Origin of the sequence: Fictibacillus macauensis ZFHKF-1, assembly GCF_000269865.1 — a bacterium.
Lineage (GTDB): Bacteria > Bacillota > Bacilli > Bacillales > Fictibacillaceae > Fictibacillus_C > Fictibacillus_C macauensis.
This window is the reverse complement of the sequence record NZ_AKKV01000030.1, coordinates 13,604-37,120: the sequence shown is the minus strand read 5'-3', so window position 1 is coordinate 37,120 and position 23,517 is coordinate 13,604. Positions and strand designations below refer to the sequence as shown.

Sequence of the window (23,517 nt, the reverse complement as noted above, 5' to 3'; positions counted from 1 at the left end):
AGAAAAAGAGCAGAAGCAATTGGCAGTGGAACGAACGTTTGATAAAGTAGGATAGAAAGGAGCGAGTATAATGGGTAAAGGAACACAAGATAAATCATCACAAAAAGAATATATCGTTAATCGTGTAGACATGTTATTGCAAGTTTTAGATACGATTGACGCTGAAACAGCAGGAGTAGAGGAAATTGACCGCATTATCGGCATGTTAGATGATCTTGAGCTGAAATGTAAACAATTCCGTTATGACTGGGAAAAGTCGGAGAAAGACGAAAAGTAAGCGCTATTATTTCCTTTTTGCTATAATGAAACTGTTTAAATATAAGAACAATTTCTTCATTAAGAGGGGTTAGAGAATGGAAAAGTTTCAAGAAAGCATGTATAAGCTGATCGTAGAAACATCAACGAATTTACCGAAAGACGTGCGCCGTGCTATTGCAAAAGCAAAAGCGAAAGAAAATGCTGGTACGCGAGCGGCAATGTCGCTTGATACAATTACACGAAATATTACAATGGCCGATGACAACGTGTCACCTATTTGCCAAGATACTGGGCTACCGACTTTTAAAATAAAAGTGCCGGTGAATGTAAATCAAATTGAAATGAAGAAAGCAATTCGTCAAGCTGTTGCAGAGGCAACAGCACAAACAAAGTTGCGTCCAAACTCTGTTGATTCCATTACGGGCGACAATAGCGGTGATAACCTTGGTGAAGGAACGCCGGTTATTAAATTCGAACAATGGGAAGAAGATTATGTAGATGTGCGCCTCATACTAAAAGGTGGCGGTTGCGAAAATAAAAACATTCAATATAGCCTACCAGCAGAACTAGAAGGCTTAGGGCGTGCGGGCCGCGATCTTGACGGCATACGTAAATGCATTATGCACTCTGTCTATCAAGCACAAGGACAAGGTTGTAGTGCAGGCTTTATTGGCGTCGGTATTGGTGGTGATCGTACGAGTGGATATGAGCTTGCTAAGGAAATGTTATTCCGCTCTGCTGATGACGTTAATCCTAATGAAAACCTTCGTCAATTAGAAGAATATGTAATGGAAAATGCTAATAAACTTGGCATTGGAACGATGGGCTTTGGCGGAGAAACGACGTTACTTGGCTGTAAAGTTGGTGTTATTAACCGTATTCCAGCAAGCTTTTTTGTTTCCGTTGCCTACAATTGTTGGGCATATCGTCGTCTCGGTGTGAAAATTAATCCGGCTACTGGGGAAATTTCTGAATGGCTCTATCAAGAAGGTGAATCTGTTGATTTTGCCAAGCTTCAAGAAGAAGCAACAGCTGAGATTGCGGCAACAGAAGAAGTACGCAACGTTACTTTGCAAGCACCCATTTCTGAAGAGGAAATCCGCGCGCTCAAAGTAGGAGACGTTGTAACGATTAATGGTATGATGCACACGGGTCGCGATGCCATTCATAAATATTTAACCGATCATGACGCACCAATCGATTTGAACGGTCAAATCATTTATCACTGTGGACCTGTTATGGGTAAAGATGAAAATGATCAGTGGGTTGTAAAAGCTGCCGGACCGACAACTTCTATTCGTGAAGAACCGTATCAAGGTGATATTATGAAGAAATTTGGTATTCGTGCTGTGATTGGTAAAGGCGGCATGGGGAAAAAGACACTTCAGGCTCTTCAAGACCACGGTGGTGTGTACTTGAATGCTATTGGTGGAGCAGCGCAATATTACGCTGAATGCATGGAAAAGGTGGAAGGTGTTGACCTAATGCAATTTGGTGTACCAGAAGCTATGTGGCATATTAATGTGAAAGGCTTTACGGCAGTAGTAACGATGGATTCTCACGGTAATAGCCTTCACCAAGAAGTAGAAAGCTCTTCATTAGAACGTTTAGCACAGTTTAAAGAACCTGTTTTTAAATAATAGAGAATAAAGAAATGAGCGAAGCAATTTTGTCGCTCATTTTTTTCTTGAATCTTCCTCGTATGAAGGAGGTTATTCTTTTAGAGACTAAGAAAAGAATAACCGCTTGAAAAGGAGGAAGTAGCATGAAAAAATGGTGTAAAATCAGCGTATTAGCATTTGTGATCAGTATGTGTTCCATGCAAGGTGTGCAAGCGGAAAGTACAGCACCTAACGTGCGTCATGAATGGTACTTTGTGAAAAAAGGAAAAGAAATACCACCTACAACAGATGCAAAGTATGAAAAGCTGATGAAAGATTATGATGGCATGTTCATTGGAGACCCAAGTAAAAAAGAGATTTATTTAACATTTGATAACGGATATGAGAATGGTTATACAGATGATGTATTAAATGTCTTAAAAGAAAAGAAGGTTCCAGCAGCTTTTTTTGTAACAGGCCATTTTATTAATACGTGTCCTGATCTAATTAAACGTATGGCTTCTGAAGGCCATATTGTTGGGAATCATACAAATCATCATCCAGATATGACCCAAATTAATTTTGAGCGAACGCAAAAAGAATTAGCGTATGTAAAAGATCAGTACGAACAACTAACTGGTAAAAAAGATATGAAATACATTCGACCCCCACGTGGTGTGTTCAGTGAACGGTCTATTGCTCGATCAAAGGAACTTGGCTATACCCACGTCTTTTGGTCGCTCGCTTTCTTTGATTGGGATGTGAATCGCCAGAAAGGGTGGCAATACGCCTATCAATCGATTATGAAGCAAATTCATCCTGGTAGCATTTTATTGCTTCATACCGTTTCACGGGATAATGCCGAAGCGTTAGGAAAAGTAATTGATGACTTGAAAAAACAGGGCTATACCTTTAAAAGCTTAGATGATTTTAAAGCATCGTCAAAGTAATTTCACAAGCCAATGAACGGACACCCTCGCTGAGTGGTGTCCTTATTTTTCTTTGCTGATAGAAATGCTATAATGGAGCGAAAAATAATCTTTTGAAAAGATGTGAACGTAATGACAAGAGAAATGGTAAAAGCGCCATTGAAGATTGGACAAACGCTTCCTCTTTCTATTAAGCGATTAGGTATTAATGGAGAAGGGATTGGCTTTTATAAACGAACCGTAGTATTTGTCCCAGGAGCACTTCCTGGGGAGGAAATAACCGTTTCTATACAAAGAGTGTTTCCAAATCGAGCAGAAGGAACCGTTGTCGACATTAAGAAAAAGTCGCCACAGCGTGTCGTACCGCCATGTCCAATTTATGAGGAATGTGGGGGCTGTCAGCTTCAACATTTAAGTTATCATGGCCAACTAAAGGAAAAGAAAGATATTGTTCGTCAAGCATTTGAACGGTATACGAACATAAAACAAGGCAAGCTACCGCTTAAGCCAACCATAGGTATGGACAAGCCGTTTGAATATCGCAACAAGAGTCAATTGCCGGTTGCAATTGAAAAAGGAAAGGTTATTGCGGGCTTGTATCGTTTAAATACACATCGATTGATTGATCTTGATCAATGCTTAGTCCAGCATCCACAAACTGTTAAAGTTACCAATGTGGTAAAGAGAGTGTTGCAAGATTTGAAAGTCCCTATTTATCATGAGAAAAAAAATCGCCATGGCATCCGTACCATTGTTGTACGTACAGGATTTGAAACGGGTCAAACACAGCTCGTGCTCGTTACTGCAGACCGTGAATTGCCAAGACAAAAATTATTGGTTCAAGAATTAACGAAGCGTTTACAAGACGTAACTTCCATTGTACAAAATGTTAATTCGAAAAAGACATCACTCGTTTTTGGTGACGAAACCATTGCGCTCTATGGTCCGGAAACCATTAAAGAAAAACTTGGGGAACTTTCTTTTGATTTATCAGCGCGTGCCTTTTTTCAATTAAATCCAGAGCAAACTGTAACGCTCTATGACGAAGCTAAGAAAGCGGCCAACCTGACTGGAAAAGAAAAAGTGGTTGATGCGTATTGTGGAGCGGGAACCATAGGATTATGGTTAGCACCATTTGCAGCTGAAGTGCGAGGAATGGATGTTATAGAAGAATCGGTACGTAATGCGAAAGAAAATGCTGAGCGCCAAGGGTTTACCAATACTCATTATGAAACCGGCAAAGCTGAAGTGGTTCTTCCGAAATGGGCCAAGGAAGGTTTTAAACCCGATGTGATTGTAGTAGACCCTCCTAGAACAGGTTGTGATGATGCATTTCTTAAAACAGCTAGTGCTATGAAGCCGAAGCGATTAGTATATGTGTCATGTAATCCATCTACATTAGCAAAAGATGTTGATACACTGATGAAAAATGGGTTTGAAGTGGAAAGCATTACCCCAGTTGATATGTTTCCACAAACCGCTCATGTTGAGGTCGTATGTGCATTAACTTATAAGGGATAGGGTTTGTAGAGGTATATTTCGTGTGAGTGCTCACATGTTGACCACACTTTTATTTGATGATTATAAAAGCGGCTATAGCCAAATGCTATTGCCGCTTCTTTGCGTTCAGTAAGTCTCTTAGTAGAAAATATTTGAAAAATGTGTATAAGTAGGTATTTCCTGTGGATAGGTTTAAAAAATGCTATATACCCTAAAGTTGTGACAAAATTCGCTATGTTTCGCTTCTTCTGAAGGTAATGAATTGCTCTTTAATTATGACATATACACACTATCCACAGAGTTATCCACTGTTTGAGTACGTGTTAAATAATTACAATTAAAAGAAAATGAAGTTATTGTTGAAAATGAGGAAGTGTTTATCCACAAAATTAACAGCCTGTGGATAAAAATACCCACAGGCTTTCTACTACATTTGACGTTCGTCAGCAGCTTCTGCTCGTTCTAATGCTTCGCGATCATCCTCATCGGCTACTGCTGCAGAATATTCAACATCTACTCCAGCAGACTGTTCCAAATCTGTTTTTGTTAATCCGTCTGGATGTTCCTCATTATTATATTTTTCCCTTTTCATAAAATGATTAAACCTCCTTATTTATTGCTCTTCTGTGCAGAAGGTGAGTTGTCGATTGTACTGTTTGCTGTTTTGAATTCTTCTGCATAAATGACTTCTTGAGCTTTTGTTAAACCGGCATTGCGTTCGGTTGCTTGTTGTTTTTTACTTTTCATTCATACGCCCCCAAAAATTACATAATAAAAAAAGGAAAGCTTAAATGATAAGCGTTCCTTTTATAGTTTGGCTCAGGAATGAGCAAATTATTTATGCTTCTTTTAGATGATCATCTTCAGCATACTCATGAAGATGTCGAAGGTGATGAAGCATATAATTGTCTTTTTCAATCTGATATAAATGGAAAATGTCTTCTCGTTCATTGATCTGCTGTAGGAGATCAGGACGTACTTCATCGGCTTTTGTTACATACGGCAACTTTTCAGCTGCTTTTTGTGAACGTAAGTTAGACTTTCGTATCGTCATGAAAATCGTCTGAATCTCCTTTTCGTAAAATAGTTCTGAAAAGAAACTTTCCTTCGCTAACTGATTATACCCTTTTCCGAAGTAAGGCTGGCCAATCCATGTAGCAAGAAACCCGGCAGATTGAGTCACATTAAAAAGGCTAATCGTGCCAATTGGATTATGCCATTCATCTAGAATTGTCCGTGAAATGGTTTCTCCGCGTTCTTCTTCTTCCATTGTTTTTTTTGTTAAGAATAAGAACTCTTCGAAGCACGTTGTTTTCTGACGGACAAAAGGGAAGACATCAGGGTGCGACATTAAATTGAAAAGAACATGACAGTCGTGTAAATCACGCTTTTTTAACAATTTAATTCCTCCCGGAGGGTGCAGACGGATCCCCGTTTCACCCTCGAATTAAAGTATTGATTTTAATTCGGGGTGGGAATCGAACCCACTAGGACCAGAATTTCTGGTGGCGCACCAATTGCCTTCCCATCGATTGTATTCATTTGTATAATTGCATCATAAAATATTTTTCCGAAAAATGAAATAGGTTTTTTCTTTATTTTTCATTAAAAAATTTTGGGATTTTTGTAAATAATTTTCCCATTAATAATCGTTAGTATATTGTGTGAAGAAAAGTGAAAAGGGTGCTCTGACCAAATGGAAAAATCTGCGTCTTTTCCAGGCTCAAGACTTCCAATTCTATGATCAACACCAAGGTTCCTTGCTGGATGAATCGTAATTCCTCGCAACGCTAATTCTTCGCTTAACCCTTCACGAACAGCTAATGCCGCGCAGACGTTTAAATATTGAATGGGCGTATAGGGATGATCGGTTGTAATTGAAACTTCGATGCCGTGCTGAGCTAAAATTCGATATGTTTCCCATGTTTTATTTTTAAGCTCAATTTTTGAGCGGCGTGTTAACGTAGGACCGACCGAAACTTTAAGATTGCGTCCCGCTAGTTCTGAAGCCACATGGTGTCCCTCTGTGCAATGCTCAATGCGTAAATCAAGTCCAAATTCATCCGCAAAACGTATGGCTGACAAAATATCATCTGCTCGATGCGCATGAATACGCACGGGAATTTCACGTTGGAGAGCAGCTTGAATGGGTGCAGTTCTTAAATTGGTGGGCATGGAAGAGTGCTTTGCCTCATAAAACGTTTCTCGAAGCATGCCCATTATGCCCATCCTGGTAATGGAATTATTATCTTTTCCGCTATGAATTCGTTTTGGATTTTCACCAAGTGCCATTTTTAAGCCCGCAATTTCCTTAATGATCATTTTTCGAATATCTTTTCCAAACGTTTTAATAACGGAGGTCGTGCCACCAATGACATTTGCACTTCCAGGCATAATATGAACCGTTGTAATACCATGTTGGATAGCATCAATAAATCCACTATCCAGCGTATGACAGCCATCGATGGCGCGAATGTGAGGGGTCATGACTTCATTCGTTTCATTTGCGTCATTTCCAGCCCAACCGGTTCCTTCATCATATAGGCCTAAGTGAGTATGTACATCAATGAAACCGGGTAATAAATGCATGCCATCCAAACGAATGACTTGATCGTACGTGCCTGATAATGATCGACCGATGGCGACAATTTTGTCATCTTGAATAAGAATATCTCCTTTTGGTAGGGGAGGAGAAGTAATTGGATAGATTTTTGCGCCCGTTAACAAAGTTCGCATTGGTTTTCCTCACTTTTATTTAGTAATTAATAGTTGTTGTAAAGCGCCCTCTAAGCGGGGGAAATCAAATTTAAAACCGTGCTGTAACGCTTTTTCTGGATAAGCATGCTGACCTTCAAGAATAAGGACACTCATCTCACCAAGAACAGCTTTAATCATAAAGGCTGGAGCAGGAATCCAGTGTGGTCGTTTTAAAACTTCGCCGAGTTCTTTCCCAAACTCATTATTATGTTCTGGAAATGGCGCTGTAATATTTAAGGGCCCCTCGATAGGAGAGGAAAGCGCAAAACGCATTAGGCGTGCCGCATCTTTAATGTGAATCCAGGAAAGCCATTGCTTACCAGAGCCAATACGACCACCTGCGAAAAATTGATAAGGTTTCATCATTTGTGGCAAAGCACCTTGTTTGCTATCTAAAATTACGCCAAAGCGACTAAATACGGTACGAATGCCAAGCTCTTTCGCTGCACTTGCTTTTTCTTCCCATGCCATCGCAACTTCTGTTAGAAAATTTTTATTCTTTGGTGTTGAGCGTTCAGTGAACCGATCATATTCAGATACCCCATAATAGCCAACTGCCGAAGCATTTACGAGCACTTCGGGTGTTTTCTTTAATGTCTTTAGAATTCGAAGTACTTCATTGGTCGCTTGCATACGGCTGTCCATAATTTTTTGTTTCTTCTCATCGGTCCACCTACCAAAAATACTTTCTCCTGCCAAATTAATAAATCCATCTATTCCTTCAAGTTCTTTTTCAGGAGAGGCATTATCTGAAAGCCATTTAATATAGTGTAAGTTTGCTTTTTCACTTTGTTTCGGTGAGCGCGTCAATATATATACTTCATGACCATACTCTAAAAGTTCTTCTGTGCATGCAGCGCCAATAAGGCCTGTTCCTCCTGTAATGGCAATTTTCATCGTATAAGAGCCTCCTATATAGTCTATTCTTTTTATTTTGTTCTAATATTATGAATATTTGTTATAATTGGATTAGTATATTATACCAATTATTTTAAGGGGGAGACTATGGAAACACAACCAAACATCATTCAAAAGAAAAAAAGATCAACAACAATGGTGTTACTTTGGATCGCTATCGCACTTCTTGGTGGGTTTAGCTTATCCATTATTGCTTTACAGCGTGATGAACATATTAATGCGATTTGGTTCGTCGTGGCTTCACTTGCTACGTATGCAGTAGCATATCGCTTTTATTCCCGTTTTATTTCAAATAAAATCTTTGGATTAAATAAAAAGCGAGCGACGCCTGCACAACTGTATAACGATGGTAAGGACTATGTGCCAACAAATAAGTGGGTTTTGTATGGTCATCACTTTGCAGCGATCGCTGGAGCGGGTCCACTTGTAGGTCCAACTCTTGCCGCTCAAATGGGTTATTTGCCAGGTACCATTTGGATTATTGCTGGTGCTGTGCTGGCAGGATGTGTTCAAGACTTTGTTGTCTTAATTATTTCCATGAGACGTAAAGGTAAATCAATTGGTGAAATTGCTCGTGAAGAAATTGGTCCTGTTGGCGGCTATTTAGCACTTGTAGGAGTATTTGCTATTATGGTCATTTTAATCGCTGTGCTAGGGATTGTCGTTGTTAATGCTCTAAAAGCGAGTCCATGGGCAATGTTTACAATTGCTATGACGATTCCAATTGCTCTCTTTATGGGTGTTTATATGCGCTTTCTTCGTCCAGGTAAAATAGGAGAAGCTTCGATAATTGGCTTTGTTTTGCTCGTCTTAGCACTTGTGAGTGGACAATGGGTTGCAGATTCCGCAACGTTAGCACCACTATTTACTTTTGAAGGAAAAACAATTGCTTACATGATGATTGGCTACGGATTTCTCGCTTCCGTGCTTCCAGTCTGGCTTTTGCTTGCACCACGTGATTATTTAAGTACATTCCTTAAAGTAGGCGTAATTGCCCTGCTGGCCATTGGTATTATGATCGTTCTTCCAGAAATAAAAATGCCTGCTATTTCTCGATTTGTGGATGGTACAGGTCCAGTATTTTCTGGAAATCTTTTTCCGTTTTTATTTATAACTATTGCATGTGGAGCAGTATCAGGCTTTCACTCTTTAATCTCATCAGGAACGTCACCAAAGCTTATTGCTAATGAAAAGCATGCGAACATGATTGGTTACGGTGGAATGTTAACAGAATCATTTGTTGCTATTATGGCTCTTGTGGCAGCCACTTTACTTTCACCAGGTGTTTATTTCGCGATCAATGCACCAAGTGCAGCGATTGGCACAGACGTTGCGACGGCTGCCACGACCATTTCTTCGTGGGGCTTTTCCGTGAGCGCTGATGAAATTAATAACATTGCTTCGCAAGTGGATGAATCAAGTATATTATCACGAACAGGAGGCGCACCATCCCTTGCTGTGGGAATGGCACAAATCTTTTCAAAAATTATTGGTGGACCTCAGCTAATGGCATTTTGGTATCACTTTGCCATCCTTTTTGAGGCTGTATTCATACTAACAACGATCGATGCAGGAACACGTGTCGGGCGTTTTATGCTTCAAGATTTGCTCGGTAACATTTGGAAGCCGATTGGTCGTATTAATTGGATGCCAGCTGTATATGCAACGAGTGCGCTCGTAGTCGCGGGGTGGGGTTATTTCCTAGTGGTTGGTGTAACGGATCCACTGGGCGGCATTAATACGCTCTGGCCTCTATTTGGGATTACCAATCAAATGTTAGCCGCGATTGCACTAATTGTAGCAACAACTGTCATTATTAAGTCCAATAGAGCCAAATACTGTTGGGTGACAATGGCACCTTTAGCATGGTTACTCATTGTTACGATGACAGCAGGCTGGCAAAAGATTTTTTCACCATTGCCGAAAATAGGTTTCTTAAAGCAAGCAGAAGTGACCCAAGCTGCGCTTGATGCCGGAAAACTACCAGCTGCCATTCCGAATGCAGATGCAGCGAAACAAATTATTTTTAATAATCAGCTAGATGCGGTATTGACGGGTATATTCATGCTCCTCATTTTAGGTGTATTGTTAGATGCTATGCGGATATGGTATAAAGTACTAATTAAAAAAGAGCAGCTTCCAACTTCTGAAGAATCGTTTAAAGAAAGCACAATAAGTGAGGTGTCTTAATTGCCTACCTTTATGAAAAAAGTAAAGCAAGGATGTCGGGCATTGCGGAATATTGGGAAGGGAGTATCTAACTTTCCGGATTATAAAGCCTATGTCCAACATTTACAGGAAAGTGATCCGTCCATTATTCCGCCGACAGAAGCGGAATTCTTTAAAGACTTTTTAGATCAGCGATATGGTGCATCTGCTAAACGATGTTGTTAATCTTAAGTTTGAATTGTAGACTGACGTCCTATGCTACACTAGATACATGAGGTGATTCATATGGCAGTCATTACGAAGATTACAACGCAAAAGAAAAATACCGAACGGTTCAATGTATATATAGATCAAGGAGCTGGAGAGGAATATGCTTTTAGTGTCGATGCGGATATTCTTATTGCTTATAAATTAAACAAAGGAATGACCATTGATGCTAAGGAAATGACGACCATTTTGCACGACGATGCAATCAAAAAAGGCTTTAATCAGGCTCTTCGGTTTTTATCATTTCGAATGCGTTCACAACAAGAAATTGCAGATTTATTGAAAAAACAAGAATACAGTGAAGAAGCGATTGCAGCCATTTTGCAAAAGTTAGCGCAATATGGTTATGTAAATGATGAAGAATTTGCTAAAATGCTCGTTCGCACGAAAAAGAATACAAGCAATAAAGGTCCGGTTATTATTTCGCGTGAACTTCTACAAAAGGGTGTTTCTGAACGCATTGTTCAAGTGGCATTATCAGAGTATTCTTGGCAAGAGCAGGTTGATACTGCAGCTGCCTTTGCGGAAAAAAAAGCGGCGCAAACAAAAGGACAATCACAACATGAACGAAAAAATAAAGTCATGTTACAACTTTTGCAAAAAGGATTTTCAAAAGAGGTTATTAACGAGGCGATGACCGCGGTAGACTTTGAAATGTCTCATTCAGAAGAGCGAGAGGCGCTTATAAAGCAAGCTACAAAAGCGCACAAGCGCTACAAAAAATTTTCAGGAATGCAATACACCATGAAAATGAAGCAGCACTTGTACGGAAAAGGCTTTCCAATAGCACTTATTGAGGAAGTATTGAATTCAGGGGTTATCGATCAATAAAAATTTCTGGTCGGCCGTCTGCTTCCTCATATATTTTGTGTGCAACCATCTTAGGATCTTTTAAGCGCGTCTTATCAGCAATATGCTGAGAATGGTCCCAAAAAGGAGTATTCATACCGCCCATATAAACGGCTGTTACATTGATTCCCGTATTTTCAGTTTCTTTTTGCAAGCTCTCTGTAAAGCCGCGTACAGCAAATTTTGAAGCGCAGTAGACTGTCTCATTAACTTTTCCTCGTAAACCGGCCGTAGAAATGATGTTCATAATCTGACCGGATTGATGTTGTTTGAAATAAGGAAGAAGGGCCATTGTAGGATAGATGGTCCCTTTTATATTACTATTTAACATCTGTTCCACGTCGAAGGCCGTCATGGATTCTAAAGGTCCAAATATTCCTGTACCAGCATTATTAATTAAAAATTGAACGTGATTATTCGTCAAAATCACTGAAAAAAGTGAAGATACATCTTGCTCACAAGACATATCACACACATAATACTCTACATCAGCACCAGCCTTAGCTAACCTTACTGATTGCTGTTGTAACGTTTCTTCTGTTCGACCAACAAGAATAACTTTATACTTGTTAGCAAATTCCGATGCTAAAGCTGCTCCTAATCCGGAGCCTCCACCTGTTATAATGACAGCTTGTTTCATGTCGTTCTCACCTCTCATATGTTTGGCTTCCATTACAATGTCTATTATACTGTAAGAAGCAGAACGGAGGGCTTTCATGGAGAAAAGATATAGTGAAATGTCAGAAGCAGAGATTAAGGCAGAAATTGCACAGTTACACGCTAAAGCGCAAAAAGCAGAACAAATGGGGATGGTAAGCGAATTTGCTGTTTATGAACGAAAAATTACGATGGCAAAATCTTATTTATTAGATCCTTCTGTATTTATAGCAGGTGAAACGTATACGATTAGTAGTGATGCAAGCTCATCATTTAAAATACTGTATATGAATGGTATTTTTGCTTGGGGTTATCGTAATAGCTCACATGAGCTAGAAGCATTTCCAATTGCATTGTTGGAAGTGACTCGTCCTTAATGAAAGAGAAAGAAGCGGTATAAGCCGCTTCTTTCTTAATTCTACTAACGCTTTACGTGTTTGGATGCAGCACTTCTTGGCTAAGAGAGCAATCCATAACCGAAAGAGTTAGTGAGTATCATCTCGGTGCCGATTGGATGAAAACATTCGCTCCTGTGGACGGTCGCGAATTGATCCATCACTACGCTTAGAAGAATGTTCTTCTTTTGCTCTCGGTTCACCTGAGAAGGAAATCCGATGGGGAAAGTTGCTTGCTTTATTTCGCAATGTAAGCCCTCCTTATAATCGGTTTCCCTCTTAGTATGAGTGGAATAATCGCCTTTCATGTAATGAAATAATGCATTAAATATTGGATATGGAGGAAAGTGAAAATGGAAAAGCAGTTTGAAACATTAACGCGAGAGCTTATGAATAGAAACCATGATTTAACGTATGAGGAGGCAAGAAGTTGGATTGAAGGACTTTGGGAGGATTTTGAAACAACCCGTGCTAAGGCTGGGTATGGCTATGAAGGAAAAGGCAAAACGGAAGCAATGGTTATTCAGTGGATTAACAGTTACGGAAGTAAACTTCACTTATACGAAGGAAGATTTAAGCATTTAACAAAAAAGTGATGAGGCGTAAATAAACCTCATCACTAATTTTTTATAAGCTTGGATGGCGTTATGTCCATTTTTTTACGCAAACGATCTTCGCTGTAAACCCACCCTGTATAAGAAGTAACACACTTAAGTTGATGATCCAGTTGCACGAGTGCCACGAATGGGTAATGACCTTTGCTACGATAGCGAAGATCGATAAAGCGCACCTCGTAGCCTAACGAATTTCGTTCTGCCTCCCAACGATAAACAGGGGAGAACGATAAAAAAGCGGAGATGTTTTTATCGTTCATAGCTGCGTGCATAATCGGCGTATTAGGAATTGCCATTCGATCAAACGTATCAAGAATTGTTAAAACACCATGTGTCATATTGGCGACGAAAAACTGACGTTTCGTTTTTACGGCAATGTGATAGTGACTCCATTTTAAAGACGGTGATATAATGACATCTTTCGTTTCAGGTATTTGTGTTGCCACTGCTCGTGCAACGCGATGACGGCTCCAAATTCTGGCGATATAGTAAGCGATTAAAAGCACATAGAGAGCTGCGAAAATAATTCCAGGCTGAAAACCAACATACCATAGTGCTAAGGCAACGAGATGTGTAATGAAAATAAAAGGATCAAAAATATTGATAACACCAAGTGCTACCCACCGTTTTGAAAAAGGATACAGCGCTTGTGTTCCATAAGCATTAAAGATATCAACAAATACATGAATGATCACGGCAATCGATGTCCACAGCCAAAGGTGCAAGCCGTTGCTTTCTGGAAAGAACAAATGAATAAAAGGAGCAAGCAGAGCAGGCCAAATCAATAGAGCAGGCACCGAATGAGTAATACCGCGATGGTTGCGTATATAAACAGCGTTATTTTTTAACTTAAGAATTGTATCAAAATCTGGTGCCTGTGAGCCTACAAGCGTTCCAATTAAAACAGCTTGGGCGGTGATTGGGTCAGCGGAAACTACCGGATCTAACATGGCTAATCCGCCAAGTCCGAGTCCCATAACGATATGGGTTCCAGTATCCATTACACCCACCTCCTATGTTATAGTGTGTACAGGCTTTATCTTATTGTAGTGAGGTTAGAGAAATGAAGCAAAGAATAAGCGTATTTATTGAATATAAAATTAAAGAACATGTCATTGAACAATATGAAAGTCAAATGGAAAGGGTGCTTTTTGAAATGAAAAAAGCGGGTATTACGAACCTTTCCTGGATGAAAGCATATGATCAACCTTTTTTGTACGTTGAAAGCTTTGATGTCAGTAGTATTGAGGCTTACAAAACCATCAAAGCACAAAGGCTTCAAGAAAATCATGCTGTTTATGGAGAACTCCATTCCCTTATTCATGGAGGGGTGGGAAAAATACACTGTTGGGCATTTCTACCACAAGGGAGTGTGAACCGATGAGTGTAGCTGAAATTACAGCGTCTTTTCCGATTGAAGCGTTTCGAGAAGATCTTATTTCATGGTATAAGGACAATAAACGTGATCTACCTTGGCGAAAAGACCAGGATCCTTATAAAGTATGGGTATCAGAAATTATGCTCCAACAAACGAGAGTGGATACGGTCATTCCTTACTTTCAACGCTTTTTAGCCCAATTTCCTACTTTAGAACATTTAGCTCAAGCAGAGGAAGAAAAGGTTTTAAAAGCATGGGAAGGTTTAGGTTATTATTCCCGAGTTCGTAATTTACAAACCGCTGTCAAAGAAGTATCAACAAGCTATGGTGGACAGGTACCTTCTTCTCCTGAAAAAATTTCAAAATTAAAAGGTGTAGGTCCCTATACTGCTGGTGCTATTTTAAGTATTGCTTATGGAATTCCAGAACCTGCAGTAGATGGGAATGTTATGCGGGTATTATCGCGAATCTTAATTGTGGAAGATGATATTGCAAAAGCAAAAACTCGTGTACTATTTGAAACACTTGTTCGCGAACTAATTAGTAAAGAAGACCCTTCCTCTTTTAATCAAGCGTTAATGGAGCTTGGTGCTTTAATTTGTACACCACAATCACCTGCTTGTCTTCTTTGTCCTGTGCAAGCACATTGTCGCGCCTTTGAACAAGGACGGCAAAAAGAACTACCTGTTAAAGTAAAGAAAATAAAAGTGAAAACCGTTGATCTTGCTGCTGTTTTATTACGCAATCAAGAAGGACGCTATTTAATTCATCGCCGACCTAGTGAAGGATTGCTAGCTAACTTATGGGAATTCCCCAACTTACCAGTGCGCTATCGAGGGAAGGATGAAGAACAGACGCTTGTCTCTTTCTTAGAAAGTGAGTGGGAAGTTGAAGCAACAATCGGTGAAGCAATCAGTCGGATCTCCCATATTTTTTCGCATTTGAAATGGGACATTCAATTGTTTACAGGATATGCACATACTAAAGGAAGAGAACAAGAAGATTTACGGTGGGTCACACTCAGTGAAATGGAGCAATATCCTTTTTCTGTCTCTCACCAAAAAATAATAAAATTAGCTAAAGAGGTGGAGTAAATGAATTTAGGATTAGACGGAAAAAAAGTGCTTGTTACAGGAGGTTCCAAAGGGCTTGGCCTAGGTATTGCCAAGCTTTTTCTAGAAGAGGGGGCACAAGTTGGTATTTGTGGACGCAATGAAACGTCTCTTCAGGAAGCGAAACAACAGATACCATCATTAGAAATTTTTCAAGGTGATGTAACGAACGAACAGGATCGTCAAGCACTTATCGATGCCTTTCTTGACCGCTTTGGTACGATTGATGTGTTAATAAATAATGCTGGTGGAAGCAACGGAACAGACAGTATGAACACGCCACTTGCACAATTTGAAGAGTCCCTTCAATTGAATTTTTTATCGGCAGTCGCTATGAGTAAGCTTGCTGCAACAACGATGATGACTCATAACGAAGGTGTGATTGTTAACATTTCCTCTGTTTTCGGACGCGAAGCAGGTGGGAAACCTACGTATAATGCTAGTAAAGCAGCCATGATTTCTTTTACTAAATCATTGGCAGATGAATTAATAGGGCAAGGCATTCGTGTTTGTGGTGTCGCGCCAGGATCAGTACTTCATCCTACAGGAAATTGGCAAAAACGATTGGAAGAAAATCCTGAAAAAATTAAGACATTCGTAGAACAAAGCATCCCTGCAGGGCGCTTTGGTACCGTAGAAGAAATCGCAAATACAGTTGTATTTCTTGCATCAAAACGAGCTTCTTGGGTAAGTGGAGCCACGCTTAATGTCGATGGTGGACAATCTAAAAGTAACTTTTAATACAGTAGGATGGGACATGGTTTGTCTCATCCTACTTTTTCTTTTAGTGGTTTTAATCGGCAGGTGTAATCGTACCGTGTTCATAACTTGCTTCACTGGAGGCAAGTCCACCACGAGCCTTGATCTCCTCTATAATATCGCGATGAATGGCTACACCCTCTGCATTTAGAAACGGTGTTATTTGTTGAAATGACGAATGAAAGTGGGCAAGCTCAACATCGCTCCATTCTTTTTTAGACATCATTCCTAATTGTGTTAAATCCCGACCAACATACATGTAGTTCCTCTCCTTTCATGTCCTTATAGTAAGTAGAGTACCCGACTAATAAGAAACACAATCCTCCTCTTTAAGGGAAAATATAGATCGCGTTTGGAGTAAAAAAATGGTTACATAAAACAAAAAGAGACCGGTTACATTAAGGTTCGTGGAGGTGATATTCATGGACAAAAAAGCGAACAAGAAAAACGCTCAAAATGCAATGCAACAAAACCAACAGTCCCAAGCTGGCCAATACGGCGCTGAATTCGCTAGCGAAACTGACGCACAAAACATGCGTCAAAAAAACGCTGGAGCAAAAGCTCGTAAAGGACAACAACAATAACCCTCTATCCACTAATACCTCTTGTGCTTAGGCGCAGGGGGTATTTTTGGGTTTTTATCCTACATAATGCGGGTATTTAATGCTTGGCTAAAAAAATGGGCAAGCTTTTTTTCAAGAATTGGGGTAACTATCATTTCCAAACTATTCTTAAAACGATATAATGTAGAAGAGAAAATAACGTAAAGTACAGGATTCATGGGGATGGACAGAGCCGGGCAGGGCTACACTAATGGAGAGACGACATAATGAACGAAATTGTATGGAAAGCTAGTGAGTTACCGAAGTCTTTTTATTATATTTAAAAAAGGGTATATGGAAAAGCTGGTGCGCATTAGCTTCCGGAATTGCGAAGAAAGGAGAGGCATATGAGTTTTCCCACACCCGGAAGTATTATTGATATACAAAGTTACAAGCATAACGGAACACTTCATCGCACTTGGGAAGATACGGTTATTTTAAAGGGAAATTCATCCGTAGTGATTGCCGGAAATGATCGGATTCTCGTTACAGAGTCAGATGGAAGGCAGTGGCGGACAAGGGAACCTGCGATTTGTTATTTTAATGCGCAGCAATGGTTCAATGTGATCGGAATGATTCGCCAAGACGGCTTTTATTATTATTGTAATTTGGGGACACCTTATATTTGGGATAACGAAGCACTGAAATATATAGATTATGATCTCGACATTAAAGTATTCCCCGACATGTCATATATTTTGCTCGATGAAGATGAGTACAACCTTCATAGGCAAATGATGAACTACCCACACGAATTAGATTATATTATAAAGAAAAATCTTCAAGATTTAATGTCCATGATTAACCAGCGTAAAGGACCATTTGAGCCCGGGTTCATTGAGCAATGGTATGAGCGTTACCTAGAATTTAGATAAGGATCAGTAAGCATCTCATTACAAAAAATAATGAGGTGCTTTTTCGTCTGTAAGTATCATAAGTCACGATATCCCCTTCTTTTTGCATTTTTTAGTATGATGGATATGTACACATTGACCTCGGTAAAAGGGGAAACCTAATGGAAGTGACTATGTTTATTTACTTATGAGAAAGGAAGGTGAGGACTTGAATAGTATTCGACGGTACTTATCATTTGTAAAACCATATCGTAAGCAAATTAGTTGGACAATCGTAATCGGGTTATTGAAGTTCGGTATTCCTTTGCTCATTCCACTCATTTTAAAATATGTAGTAGATAATATTATTAGTGCAAGCGGGATCTCTGAAACCGATAAGCTTATTCGGCTCGGTTGGTTATTAGGTGGTGCAGTATTTGTTTTTGGCATTATTCGTCCACCAATCGAATATTACCGCCAATACTATGCACAATGGGTTGCTAGTAAAGTGTTATTTGATATTCGTGATAAACTCTTTCATCATATCCAACGGCTTTCTCTTCGCTTTTATTCCAACAATAAGTCTGGTGAGATCATTTCTCGTGTTATTAATGATGTGGAACAAACAAAGGATTTTGTAATTACCGGTCTTATGAACGTATGGTTAGATATGTTTACGATTGTGATTGCCATTATAATCATGGCAACGATGGACGGTTGGCTAACGTTAGCTGCGCTTGCTATGTTGCCTTTTTACGGTGGATCGGTTAAATACTTTTATGCTCGACTTCGCGGTTTAACGAAAGAACGCTCGCAAGCATTAGCGGAAGTTCAAGGCCATCTTCATGAACGTGTGCAAGGAATGTCAGTTATTCGGAGCTTCGCTCTGGAGGATTACGAACAGCAGCGATTTAATAAACGAAACGGTCGTTTTTTAGAAAAAGCAATGGCACAAACATCATGGAATGCGAAAACATTTGCGGTTGTTAATACAATAACTGATTTAGCACCTTTGCTCGTTATTGGGATTTCAGCGTATCGAGCCATTTTAGGCCATATTACGATTGGGGAAGTAGTGGCGTTTGCTGGCTACATGGATCGACTATATAATCCGTTGCGTCGTCTCGTTAATTCATCGACTACGCTAACTCAAGCACATGCATCCATGGATCGCGTTGTAGAATTTATGGACGAAGAATATGATATCAAGGATGGAAAACATGCGGAATCTCTTGATCATGTCGACGGAGCAATTTCTTTTGAACATGTTTCGTTTCGCTATAACGATCATGAACCGGATGTTTTAACAGATATTAATTTAAGTGTAGAAAAAGGAGAAACCATTGCGCTTGTTGGAATGAGCGGTGGAGGTAAGTCGTCTCTTGTGAGTTTAATTCCTCGTTTTTATGACGTAACAGGCGGTAGAATTTTATTAGATGGTGCCGACATACGTTCTTATAAAGTCCGAACATTGCGCGATAAAATAGGGATGGTGCTTCAAGATAACATTCTATTTAGTGAATCGGTAAAAGAAAATATTTTAATGGGGAATCCAGAAGCGAGTGATGAGGAAGTCGTGAGCGCAGCTAAAGCAGCCAATGCACATGACTTTATTCTCGGTTTACCTCAAGGCTATGATACGAAAATTGGAGAACGGGGCGTGAAATTATCAGGTGGTCAAAAGCAACGATTAGCGATTGCCCGTGTATTTTTGAAAAATCCACCTCTTTTAATTTTGGATGAAGCGACGTCAGCGCTCGACTTAGAAAGCGAGCATTTAATCCAAGAATCGTTAGAAACGTTGGCAAAGGATCGAACAACATTTATCGTAGCCCATCGCTTAGCGACTATTACCCATGCTGATCGCATTGTGGTTATTATCGATGGACAGATTGCGGAAAGCGGCACACATAGTGCCTTAATGCGACAAGAAGGAGCCTATTATAATTTATTTAACGTGCAGGCTTTTGATTAAGAAGAACGCGAATGAAGTAGCAGCAAGTCGTCTACTTCACTCGCGTTTTTTCATGTTCCTAAAAAAAACATGTTAGATGCTAAATCGTAAAAAAATATTTTTTTTTTACGATATCGACAGTTATTGCGGTGTTAAAAGCTTGGAAAAGAACCAAATACCTAGGGATTCATCTAAAAAAAGAGAAATAAGTACTGAAAATTTATATTTTTTAGAAAATTAATGATTGTCAAAATTTGTGACTAGTGTCATAATTTCAGTAGAAGTATCCTACAAATTGTTCACTGTGTAAAAAAATGTCACCGTAGAAAAGGGGTGTAAGGAAGTGAGCAGTCCTGTCTTGAACGTACACCGTTTAAAAACAGCGTTTGCTACAGACGATGGTGAAGTAACGGTAGTTAACGACATTGATTTTCATGTAAATGCAGGAGAAGTATTAGGAATTGTAGGGGAATCCGGATGTGGTAAGAGTGTTACCTCACTTTCAGTTATGGGGCTTTTACCCGCTAATGGGAAAGTTCATGGCGACATTGTATTTAAAGGAGAAAATTTAGCCCGCGCATCCGATCAAAAGATGCGGAGTATTCGTGGGAATGAAATTGCCATGATTTTTCAAGAACCGATGACGAGCTTAAATCCAGTCTTTACGATTGGAAGTCAGCTAATCGAAGCATTAAAGATACATAAAAAAATGTCCAAAAAACAAGCACAGCAACTTGCAATTGCAAAGTTAAAAGAAGTGGGGTTACCTCGTGCAGAAGAGTTAATGAAAGATTTTCCACACCAACTCTCAGGGGGTATGCGTCAACGTGTAATGATTGCAATGGCGATGATGTGCTCACCTCAACTATTAATAGCAGACGAACCTACCACCGCACTCGATGTTACGATTCAAGCCCAAATTTTAGAACTCATGACAAAACTAAATAGCGAAACAGATACAGCTATTATGATGATTACGCATGATTTAGGAGTAGTTGCTGAAATGTGTCAGCGCGTTGTTGTTATGTATGCTGGGAAAATTGTTGAAGAAGCAGATGTAGTGTCGCTTTTCAAAAATCCTAAGCATCCTTACACCGTCGGACTCATTCGGTCCGTTCCTGATATGCGTGGAAAAAAAGAACGACTCTATTCGATTCCAGGAAATGTACCAAAGCCTGGAAGTATCCAAACAGGATGTCAATTTGCACCACGCTGTGAGCATGCGATGGAACGCTGTTTTCAAGAAACACCAGAACTTACATCGTTAGCAGAAGCGCAAAAAGTACGCTGCTGGCTATACGTGGAATCGAAAGGGGAGGGTGCGGTTGATCGAACCATTAGTTAAAGTGGAAAATTTAAAAAAGCACTTTCCTATTAAGGGTGGAGTACTTGGATCAACAGTCGGTCAAGTGAAAGCGGTAGACGGAGTCTCCTTTACAATAAAGAAAGGTGAAACACTTGGCCTCGTTGGTGAAAGTGGCTGTGGCAAATCAACGACTGGACGCATGTTGCTTAGGCTCCTCGAACCGAGTGAAGGGAAAGTATATTTTGAAGGAAAAGACATTCTTTCCCTCTCCTCTTCAGAAATGCGGAAGATGCGTCGCGATATGCAGATGGTGTTTCAAGATCCATATGCGTCACTAAACCCCCGTCATACTGTGGAGAAAATTTTAGAAGAGCCTTTAATCGTTCATGGCATGCGCAATCGCCAAGAACGAAAAAAACGAGTGAAAGAATTGTTGGAAGTAGTCGGACTAAGTAGTTATCATGCCGGTCGCTACCCGCATCAATTTAGTGGTGGTCAGCGGCAACGTATCGGTATTGCTCGCGCCCTTGCCGTGAATCCAAAACTAATTATTGCCGATGAACCAGTATCAGCTCTGGATGTTTCCATTCAGTCTCAAGTATTAAATTTGCTTCAAGATCTACAGAAGGAATTCGATCTTACGTATTTATTTATTGCGCATGATCTTGGTGTCGTTCGTCATATTAGTGATCGTGTCGGCGTGATGTATTTAGGAAACATTGTAGAGTTATCCACAAGTGAAGAGTTGTATGACGAACCATTGCATCCGTACACTCAAGCTCTTTTGTCTGCTGTACCTATTCCTGATGTTGATGTAAAACGCGAACGCATTATTTTAAAGGGTGATGTCCCAAGCCCATCCAATCCGCCTAAAGGATGTGCATTTCACACACGATGTCCTCAAGCGATGGAACGATGCGGAAGCGAACGTCCAGCATTTCAAGAAATGAAGGATGGCCACTACGTTGCTTGTCATCTTTACGGATGATAGCTCGTACATATAAATGTAGGCAAATTTATAAATGAAAATGGGGGGAACGTGATGAAGAAAAGTTTATTCGCGCTTGTAGCTTTCATTTTGATTTTATCACTCGGATTGGCAGGTTGTAACTCTTCAAAAACATCCAGTGACGGTAATGGCAAAAAAGGTGGAGATGGCGGAGGTGTAATGATTTACGGAAAAGGTGGCGATGCAGTAGGGCTTGATCCTGCGCATGAAACAGATGGCGAATCCTTTATCGTAACTGAACAAATCTTTGAACCACTTTTAAGTTATAAAAAGGAAAACACAGATGTTCAACCTGGTTTAGCAAAAAGTTGGGAAATTTCAAAAGATAACTTAAAGTATACGTTAAAGCTGGAAGAAGGTATTAAGTTTCACGATGGTACGGACTTTAACGCGGAAGCTGTTGTTAAAAACTTCGAGCGTTGGATGAACGGTGATGCAGCTAAATTCCCGTATTATGCATCAATGTTCGGTGGCTATAAAAAAGACAAAGCACATGTTATTAAAGAAGTAAAAGCGGTTGATAAAAATACTGTTCAATTTACATTAAAGCGTCCCCAAGCACCGTTTTTGAAAAACTTAGCGATGAGTCCGTTTGCGATTTCAAGTCCGGCAGCGATTGAGAAGTACGGTGATAAAATTGGACAAAATCCAGTCGGGACAGGACCATTTAAATTTAAAGAATGGAAACGTGATGCTACCATTACCGTTGTTAAAAATGATAGTTACTGGAAAAAAGGCTTACCGAAACTAGATGGTGTGACGTTTAAAGTGATCAAAGATAACTCAGCTCGTATGAACGCGCTCACAAAAGGCGAAGTGGATTTAATCGATAACGTAAATCCAAGTGAGCTTGATAAAATTAAATCCAATAACAAGCTACAAGTGTTCGAACGTCCTTCTATGAATGTTGCCTATTTAGGTTTTAATACTGAAAAAGCTCCATTCAATAAAAAAGAAGTGCGTCAAGCTATTAACTATCTTGTCAATAAAGATGAATTAATTAAGAACTTTTATAATGGCACAGCAGAAGCGGCAGCAACACCACTACCGTCTGCTATAGCTGGTCAAAATAAAGATGTAAAAGACTATGGTTACAATGAAACGAAAGCAAAAGAATTACTGAAAAAAGCTGGTTTAGAAAAAGGATTTAAAATGGATCTATGGGCAATGCCAGTATCACGTCCTTACATGCCAGACGGAAAGAAAATTGCAGAAGCGATTCAAGCAAACTTGAAAAAAGTAAATATCGACGCGAATATCGTAACCTTTGATTGGGGCGTCTATTTAGAAAAGATTCGTAAAGGTGAGTCACCAGCGTTCTTAATTGGTTGGACAGGAGATAATGGAGACGCTGATAACTTCTTATATTCATTGCTAGATAAAGATACAATTAACTCAAATAACTATTCTCGCTACAATAGTCCTGCTGTTCATAAACTATTAATTGAAGCACAGTCAACAGCAGATGAAGCGAAACGTGAAGTGTTGTATAAAAAAGCAGAGAAAATTATTCATGAAGATGCGCCGTGGGTTCCGCTTGTTCACGCAAAGCCAATCCTTGGTGGAACGAGCAAAATTAAAGATTTCTATCCACATCCAAAGGGATCCCAGTCTTTTGTAGAAGTATCTATGACGAAGTAAAAAAAGGCA

Annotated in this window: 27 protein-coding genes; 18 read left to right on the top strand and 9 right to left on the bottom strand. The window is 39.7% G+C overall.

Going from position 1 to position 23,517, the window contains the following annotated elements:
- Positions 1–70: 70 nt before the first annotated feature.
- From A374_RS13355 to rlmD, 4 genes are all read left to right on the top strand, one after another.
- Positions 71–277: an SE1561 family protein gene (locus A374_RS13355; RefSeq protein WP_007202753.1), complete on the top strand. Its 207-nt coding sequence runs from the start codon at positions 71–73 to the stop codon at positions 275–277.
- A gap of 76 nt (positions 278–353) precedes the next feature.
- Positions 354–1,898 carry a fumarate hydratase gene (locus tag A374_RS13350; protein WP_007202752.1) on the top strand — a complete coding sequence of 515 codons (1,545 nt, stop codon included), beginning with the start codon at positions 354–356 and terminating at the stop codon, positions 1,896–1,898.
- Between the two features lie 125 nt (positions 1,899–2,023).
- Positions 2,024–2,809 (top strand): delta-lactam-biosynthetic de-N-acetylase, encoded by a 786-nt coding sequence (gene pdaA / locus A374_RS13345; protein ID WP_007202751.1) that lies wholly within the window; start codon positions 2,024–2,026, stop codon positions 2,807–2,809.
- 111 nt (positions 2,810–2,920) lie between these two features.
- Positions 2,921–4,309 (top strand): 23S rRNA (uracil(1939)-C(5))-methyltransferase RlmD, encoded by a 1,389-nt coding sequence (gene rlmD, locus A374_RS13340; RefSeq protein ID WP_007202750.1) that lies wholly within the window; start codon positions 2,921–2,923, stop codon positions 4,307–4,309.
- A gap of 406 nt (positions 4,310–4,715) precedes the next feature.
- On the opposite strand, the gene A374_RS20090 is transcribed toward rlmD, so the two are convergent.
- The 5 genes from A374_RS20090 to A374_RS13325 form a co-directional block, all read right to left on the bottom strand.
- Positions 4,716–4,880, bottom strand: a complete 165-nt coding sequence (locus tag A374_RS20090; RefSeq protein WP_007202749.1) for a YfhD family protein — start codon at positions 4,878–4,880, stop codon at positions 4,716–4,718.
- Positions 4,881–4,897: 17 nt separating this feature from the next.
- Positions 4,898–5,035 carry a YfhE family protein gene (locus tag A374_RS20665; RefSeq protein ID WP_156793221.1) on the bottom strand — a complete coding sequence of 46 codons (138 nt, stop codon included), beginning with the start codon at positions 5,033–5,035 and terminating at the stop codon, positions 4,898–4,900.
- A 91-nt stretch (positions 5,036–5,126) separates the two neighbouring features.
- Positions 5,127–5,687, bottom strand: a complete 561-nt coding sequence (locus tag A374_RS13335; protein WP_007202748.1) for a GNAT family N-acetyltransferase — start codon at positions 5,685–5,687, stop codon at positions 5,127–5,129.
- Between the two features lie 206 nt (positions 5,688–5,893).
- Positions 5,894–7,024, bottom strand: a complete 1,131-nt coding sequence (locus A374_RS13330; RefSeq protein ID WP_007202747.1) for an amidohydrolase — start codon at positions 7,022–7,024, stop codon at positions 5,894–5,896.
- A 15-nt stretch (positions 7,025–7,039) separates the two neighbouring features.
- Complete coding sequence (locus tag A374_RS13325; RefSeq protein WP_007202746.1) at positions 7,040–7,942, bottom strand: TIGR01777 family oxidoreductase; 903 nt, start codon at positions 7,940–7,942, stop codon at positions 7,040–7,042.
- Positions 7,943–8,050: 108 nt separating this feature from the next.
- On the opposite strand from A374_RS13325, the gene A374_RS13320 reads away from it, so the two are divergent.
- The 3 genes from A374_RS13320 to recX are packed head-to-tail and all read left to right on the top strand — an operon-like array spanning position 8,051 to position 11,230.
- Positions 8,051–10,153, top strand: coding sequence for a carbon starvation CstA family protein (locus tag A374_RS13320; RefSeq protein ID WP_007202745.1), 2,103 nt, complete (start codon positions 8,051–8,053; stop codon positions 10,151–10,153).
- Positions 10,154–10,357, top strand: a complete 204-nt coding sequence (locus A374_RS13315) for a YbdD/YjiX family protein (protein WP_007202744.1) — start codon at positions 10,154–10,156, stop codon at positions 10,355–10,357.
- A gap of 60 nt (positions 10,358–10,417) precedes the next feature.
- Positions 10,418–11,230: a recombination regulator RecX gene (recX, locus tag A374_RS13310; RefSeq protein WP_007202743.1), complete on the top strand. Its 813-nt coding sequence runs from the start codon at positions 10,418–10,420 to the stop codon at positions 11,228–11,230.
- Here recX and A374_RS13305 read toward each other — a convergent pair.
- The gene (locus tag A374_RS13305) at positions 11,217–11,888 is read right to left on the bottom strand and encodes an SDR family NAD(P)-dependent oxidoreductase (protein ID WP_007202742.1); all 672 of its coding nucleotides are present in this window, start codon (positions 11,886–11,888) and stop codon (positions 11,217–11,219) included. The genes recX and A374_RS13305 overlap by 14 nt on opposite strands.
- A gap of 76 nt (positions 11,889–11,964) precedes the next feature.
- Here A374_RS13305 and A374_RS13300 point away from each other — a divergent pair, with 76 nt between their 5' ends.
- Positions 11,965–12,282, top strand: coding sequence for a YfhH family protein (locus A374_RS13300; RefSeq protein WP_007202741.1), 318 nt, complete (start codon positions 11,965–11,967; stop codon positions 12,280–12,282).
- A gap of 108 nt (positions 12,283–12,390) precedes the next feature.
- Here A374_RS13300 and sspK read toward each other — a convergent pair whose 3' ends face one another.
- The gene (gene sspK, locus A374_RS13295) at positions 12,391–12,549 is read right to left on the bottom strand and encodes a small, acid-soluble spore protein K (protein WP_007202740.1); all 159 of its coding nucleotides are present in this window, start codon (positions 12,547–12,549) and stop codon (positions 12,391–12,393) included.
- A 104-nt stretch (positions 12,550–12,653) separates the two neighbouring features.
- On the opposite strand from sspK, the gene A374_RS13290 reads away from it, so the two are divergent.
- Positions 12,654–12,896 (top strand): YfhJ family protein, encoded by a 243-nt coding sequence (locus tag A374_RS13290; protein ID WP_007202739.1) that lies wholly within the window; start codon positions 12,654–12,656, stop codon positions 12,894–12,896.
- A gap of 23 nt (positions 12,897–12,919) precedes the next feature.
- On the opposite strand, the gene A374_RS13285 is transcribed toward A374_RS13290, so the two are convergent.
- Positions 12,920–13,915: a metal-dependent hydrolase gene (locus tag A374_RS13285; protein WP_007202738.1), complete on the bottom strand. Its 996-nt coding sequence runs from the start codon at positions 13,913–13,915 to the stop codon at positions 12,920–12,922.
- Positions 13,916–13,977: 62 nt separating this feature from the next.
- On the opposite strand from A374_RS13285, the gene A374_RS13280 reads away from it, so the two are divergent.
- The 3 genes from A374_RS13280 to A374_RS13270 are packed head-to-tail and all read left to right on the top strand — an operon-like array spanning position 13,978 to position 16,145.
- Positions 13,978–14,298 (top strand): hypothetical protein, encoded by a 321-nt coding sequence (locus A374_RS13280; RefSeq protein ID WP_007202737.1) that lies wholly within the window; start codon positions 13,978–13,980, stop codon positions 14,296–14,298.
- A complete protein-coding gene (gene mutY / locus A374_RS13275) occupies positions 14,295–15,386 on the top strand; it encodes an A/G-specific adenine glycosylase (RefSeq protein WP_007202736.1) in 1,092 nt (363 codons plus the stop codon). Before A374_RS13280 ends, mutY begins: the two co-directional genes overlap by 4 nt.
- Positions 15,387–16,145 carry an SDR family NAD(P)-dependent oxidoreductase gene (locus A374_RS13270; protein WP_007202735.1) on the top strand — a complete coding sequence of 253 codons (759 nt, stop codon included), beginning with the start codon at positions 15,387–15,389 and terminating at the stop codon, positions 16,143–16,145. It begins immediately after the preceding gene.
- A gap of 52 nt (positions 16,146–16,197) precedes the next feature.
- Here the strand turns inward: A374_RS13270 and A374_RS13265 are convergent, their stop codons facing one another.
- A complete protein-coding gene (locus tag A374_RS13265; RefSeq protein WP_007202734.1) occupies positions 16,198–16,422 on the bottom strand; it encodes a hypothetical protein in 225 nt (74 codons plus the stop codon).
- A 163-nt stretch (positions 16,423–16,585) separates the two neighbouring features.
- On the opposite strand from A374_RS13265, the gene A374_RS13260 reads away from it, so the two are divergent.
- The 6 genes from A374_RS13260 to A374_RS13235 all read left to right on the top strand — a co-directional run bounded on the left by A374_RS13260 (position 16,586) and on the right by A374_RS13235 (position 23,508).
- Positions 16,586–16,747, top strand: coding sequence for a gamma-type small acid-soluble spore protein (locus tag A374_RS13260; protein ID WP_007202733.1), 162 nt, complete (start codon positions 16,586–16,588; stop codon positions 16,745–16,747).
- Positions 16,748–17,112: 365 nt separating this feature from the next.
- Entirely contained in the window at positions 17,113–17,640 is a 528-nt protein-coding gene (ntdP, locus tag A374_RS13255) for a nucleoside tri-diphosphate phosphatase (RefSeq protein WP_007202732.1), read from the top strand.
- A 187-nt stretch (positions 17,641–17,827) separates the two neighbouring features.
- Positions 17,828–19,573, top strand: coding sequence for an ABC transporter ATP-binding protein (locus A374_RS13250; protein WP_007202731.1), 1,746 nt, complete (start codon positions 17,828–17,830; stop codon positions 19,571–19,573).
- Between the two features lie 322 nt (positions 19,574–19,895).
- On the top strand, positions 19,896–20,897 hold the full coding sequence (locus A374_RS13245; protein WP_007202730.1) for an ABC transporter ATP-binding protein: 1,002 nt from the start codon (positions 19,896–19,898) through the stop codon (positions 20,895–20,897).
- Positions 20,878–21,846: an ABC transporter ATP-binding protein gene (locus A374_RS13240; protein WP_007202729.1), complete on the top strand. Its 969-nt coding sequence runs from the start codon at positions 20,878–20,880 to the stop codon at positions 21,844–21,846. Before A374_RS13245 ends, A374_RS13240 begins: the two co-directional genes overlap by 20 nt.
- A 54-nt stretch (positions 21,847–21,900) precedes the next feature.
- The gene (locus tag A374_RS13235; protein ID WP_007202728.1) at positions 21,901–23,508 is read left to right on the top strand and encodes an ABC transporter substrate-binding protein; all 1,608 of its coding nucleotides are present in this window, start codon (positions 21,901–21,903) and stop codon (positions 23,506–23,508) included.
- Positions 23,509–23,517: the final 9 nt, after the last annotated feature.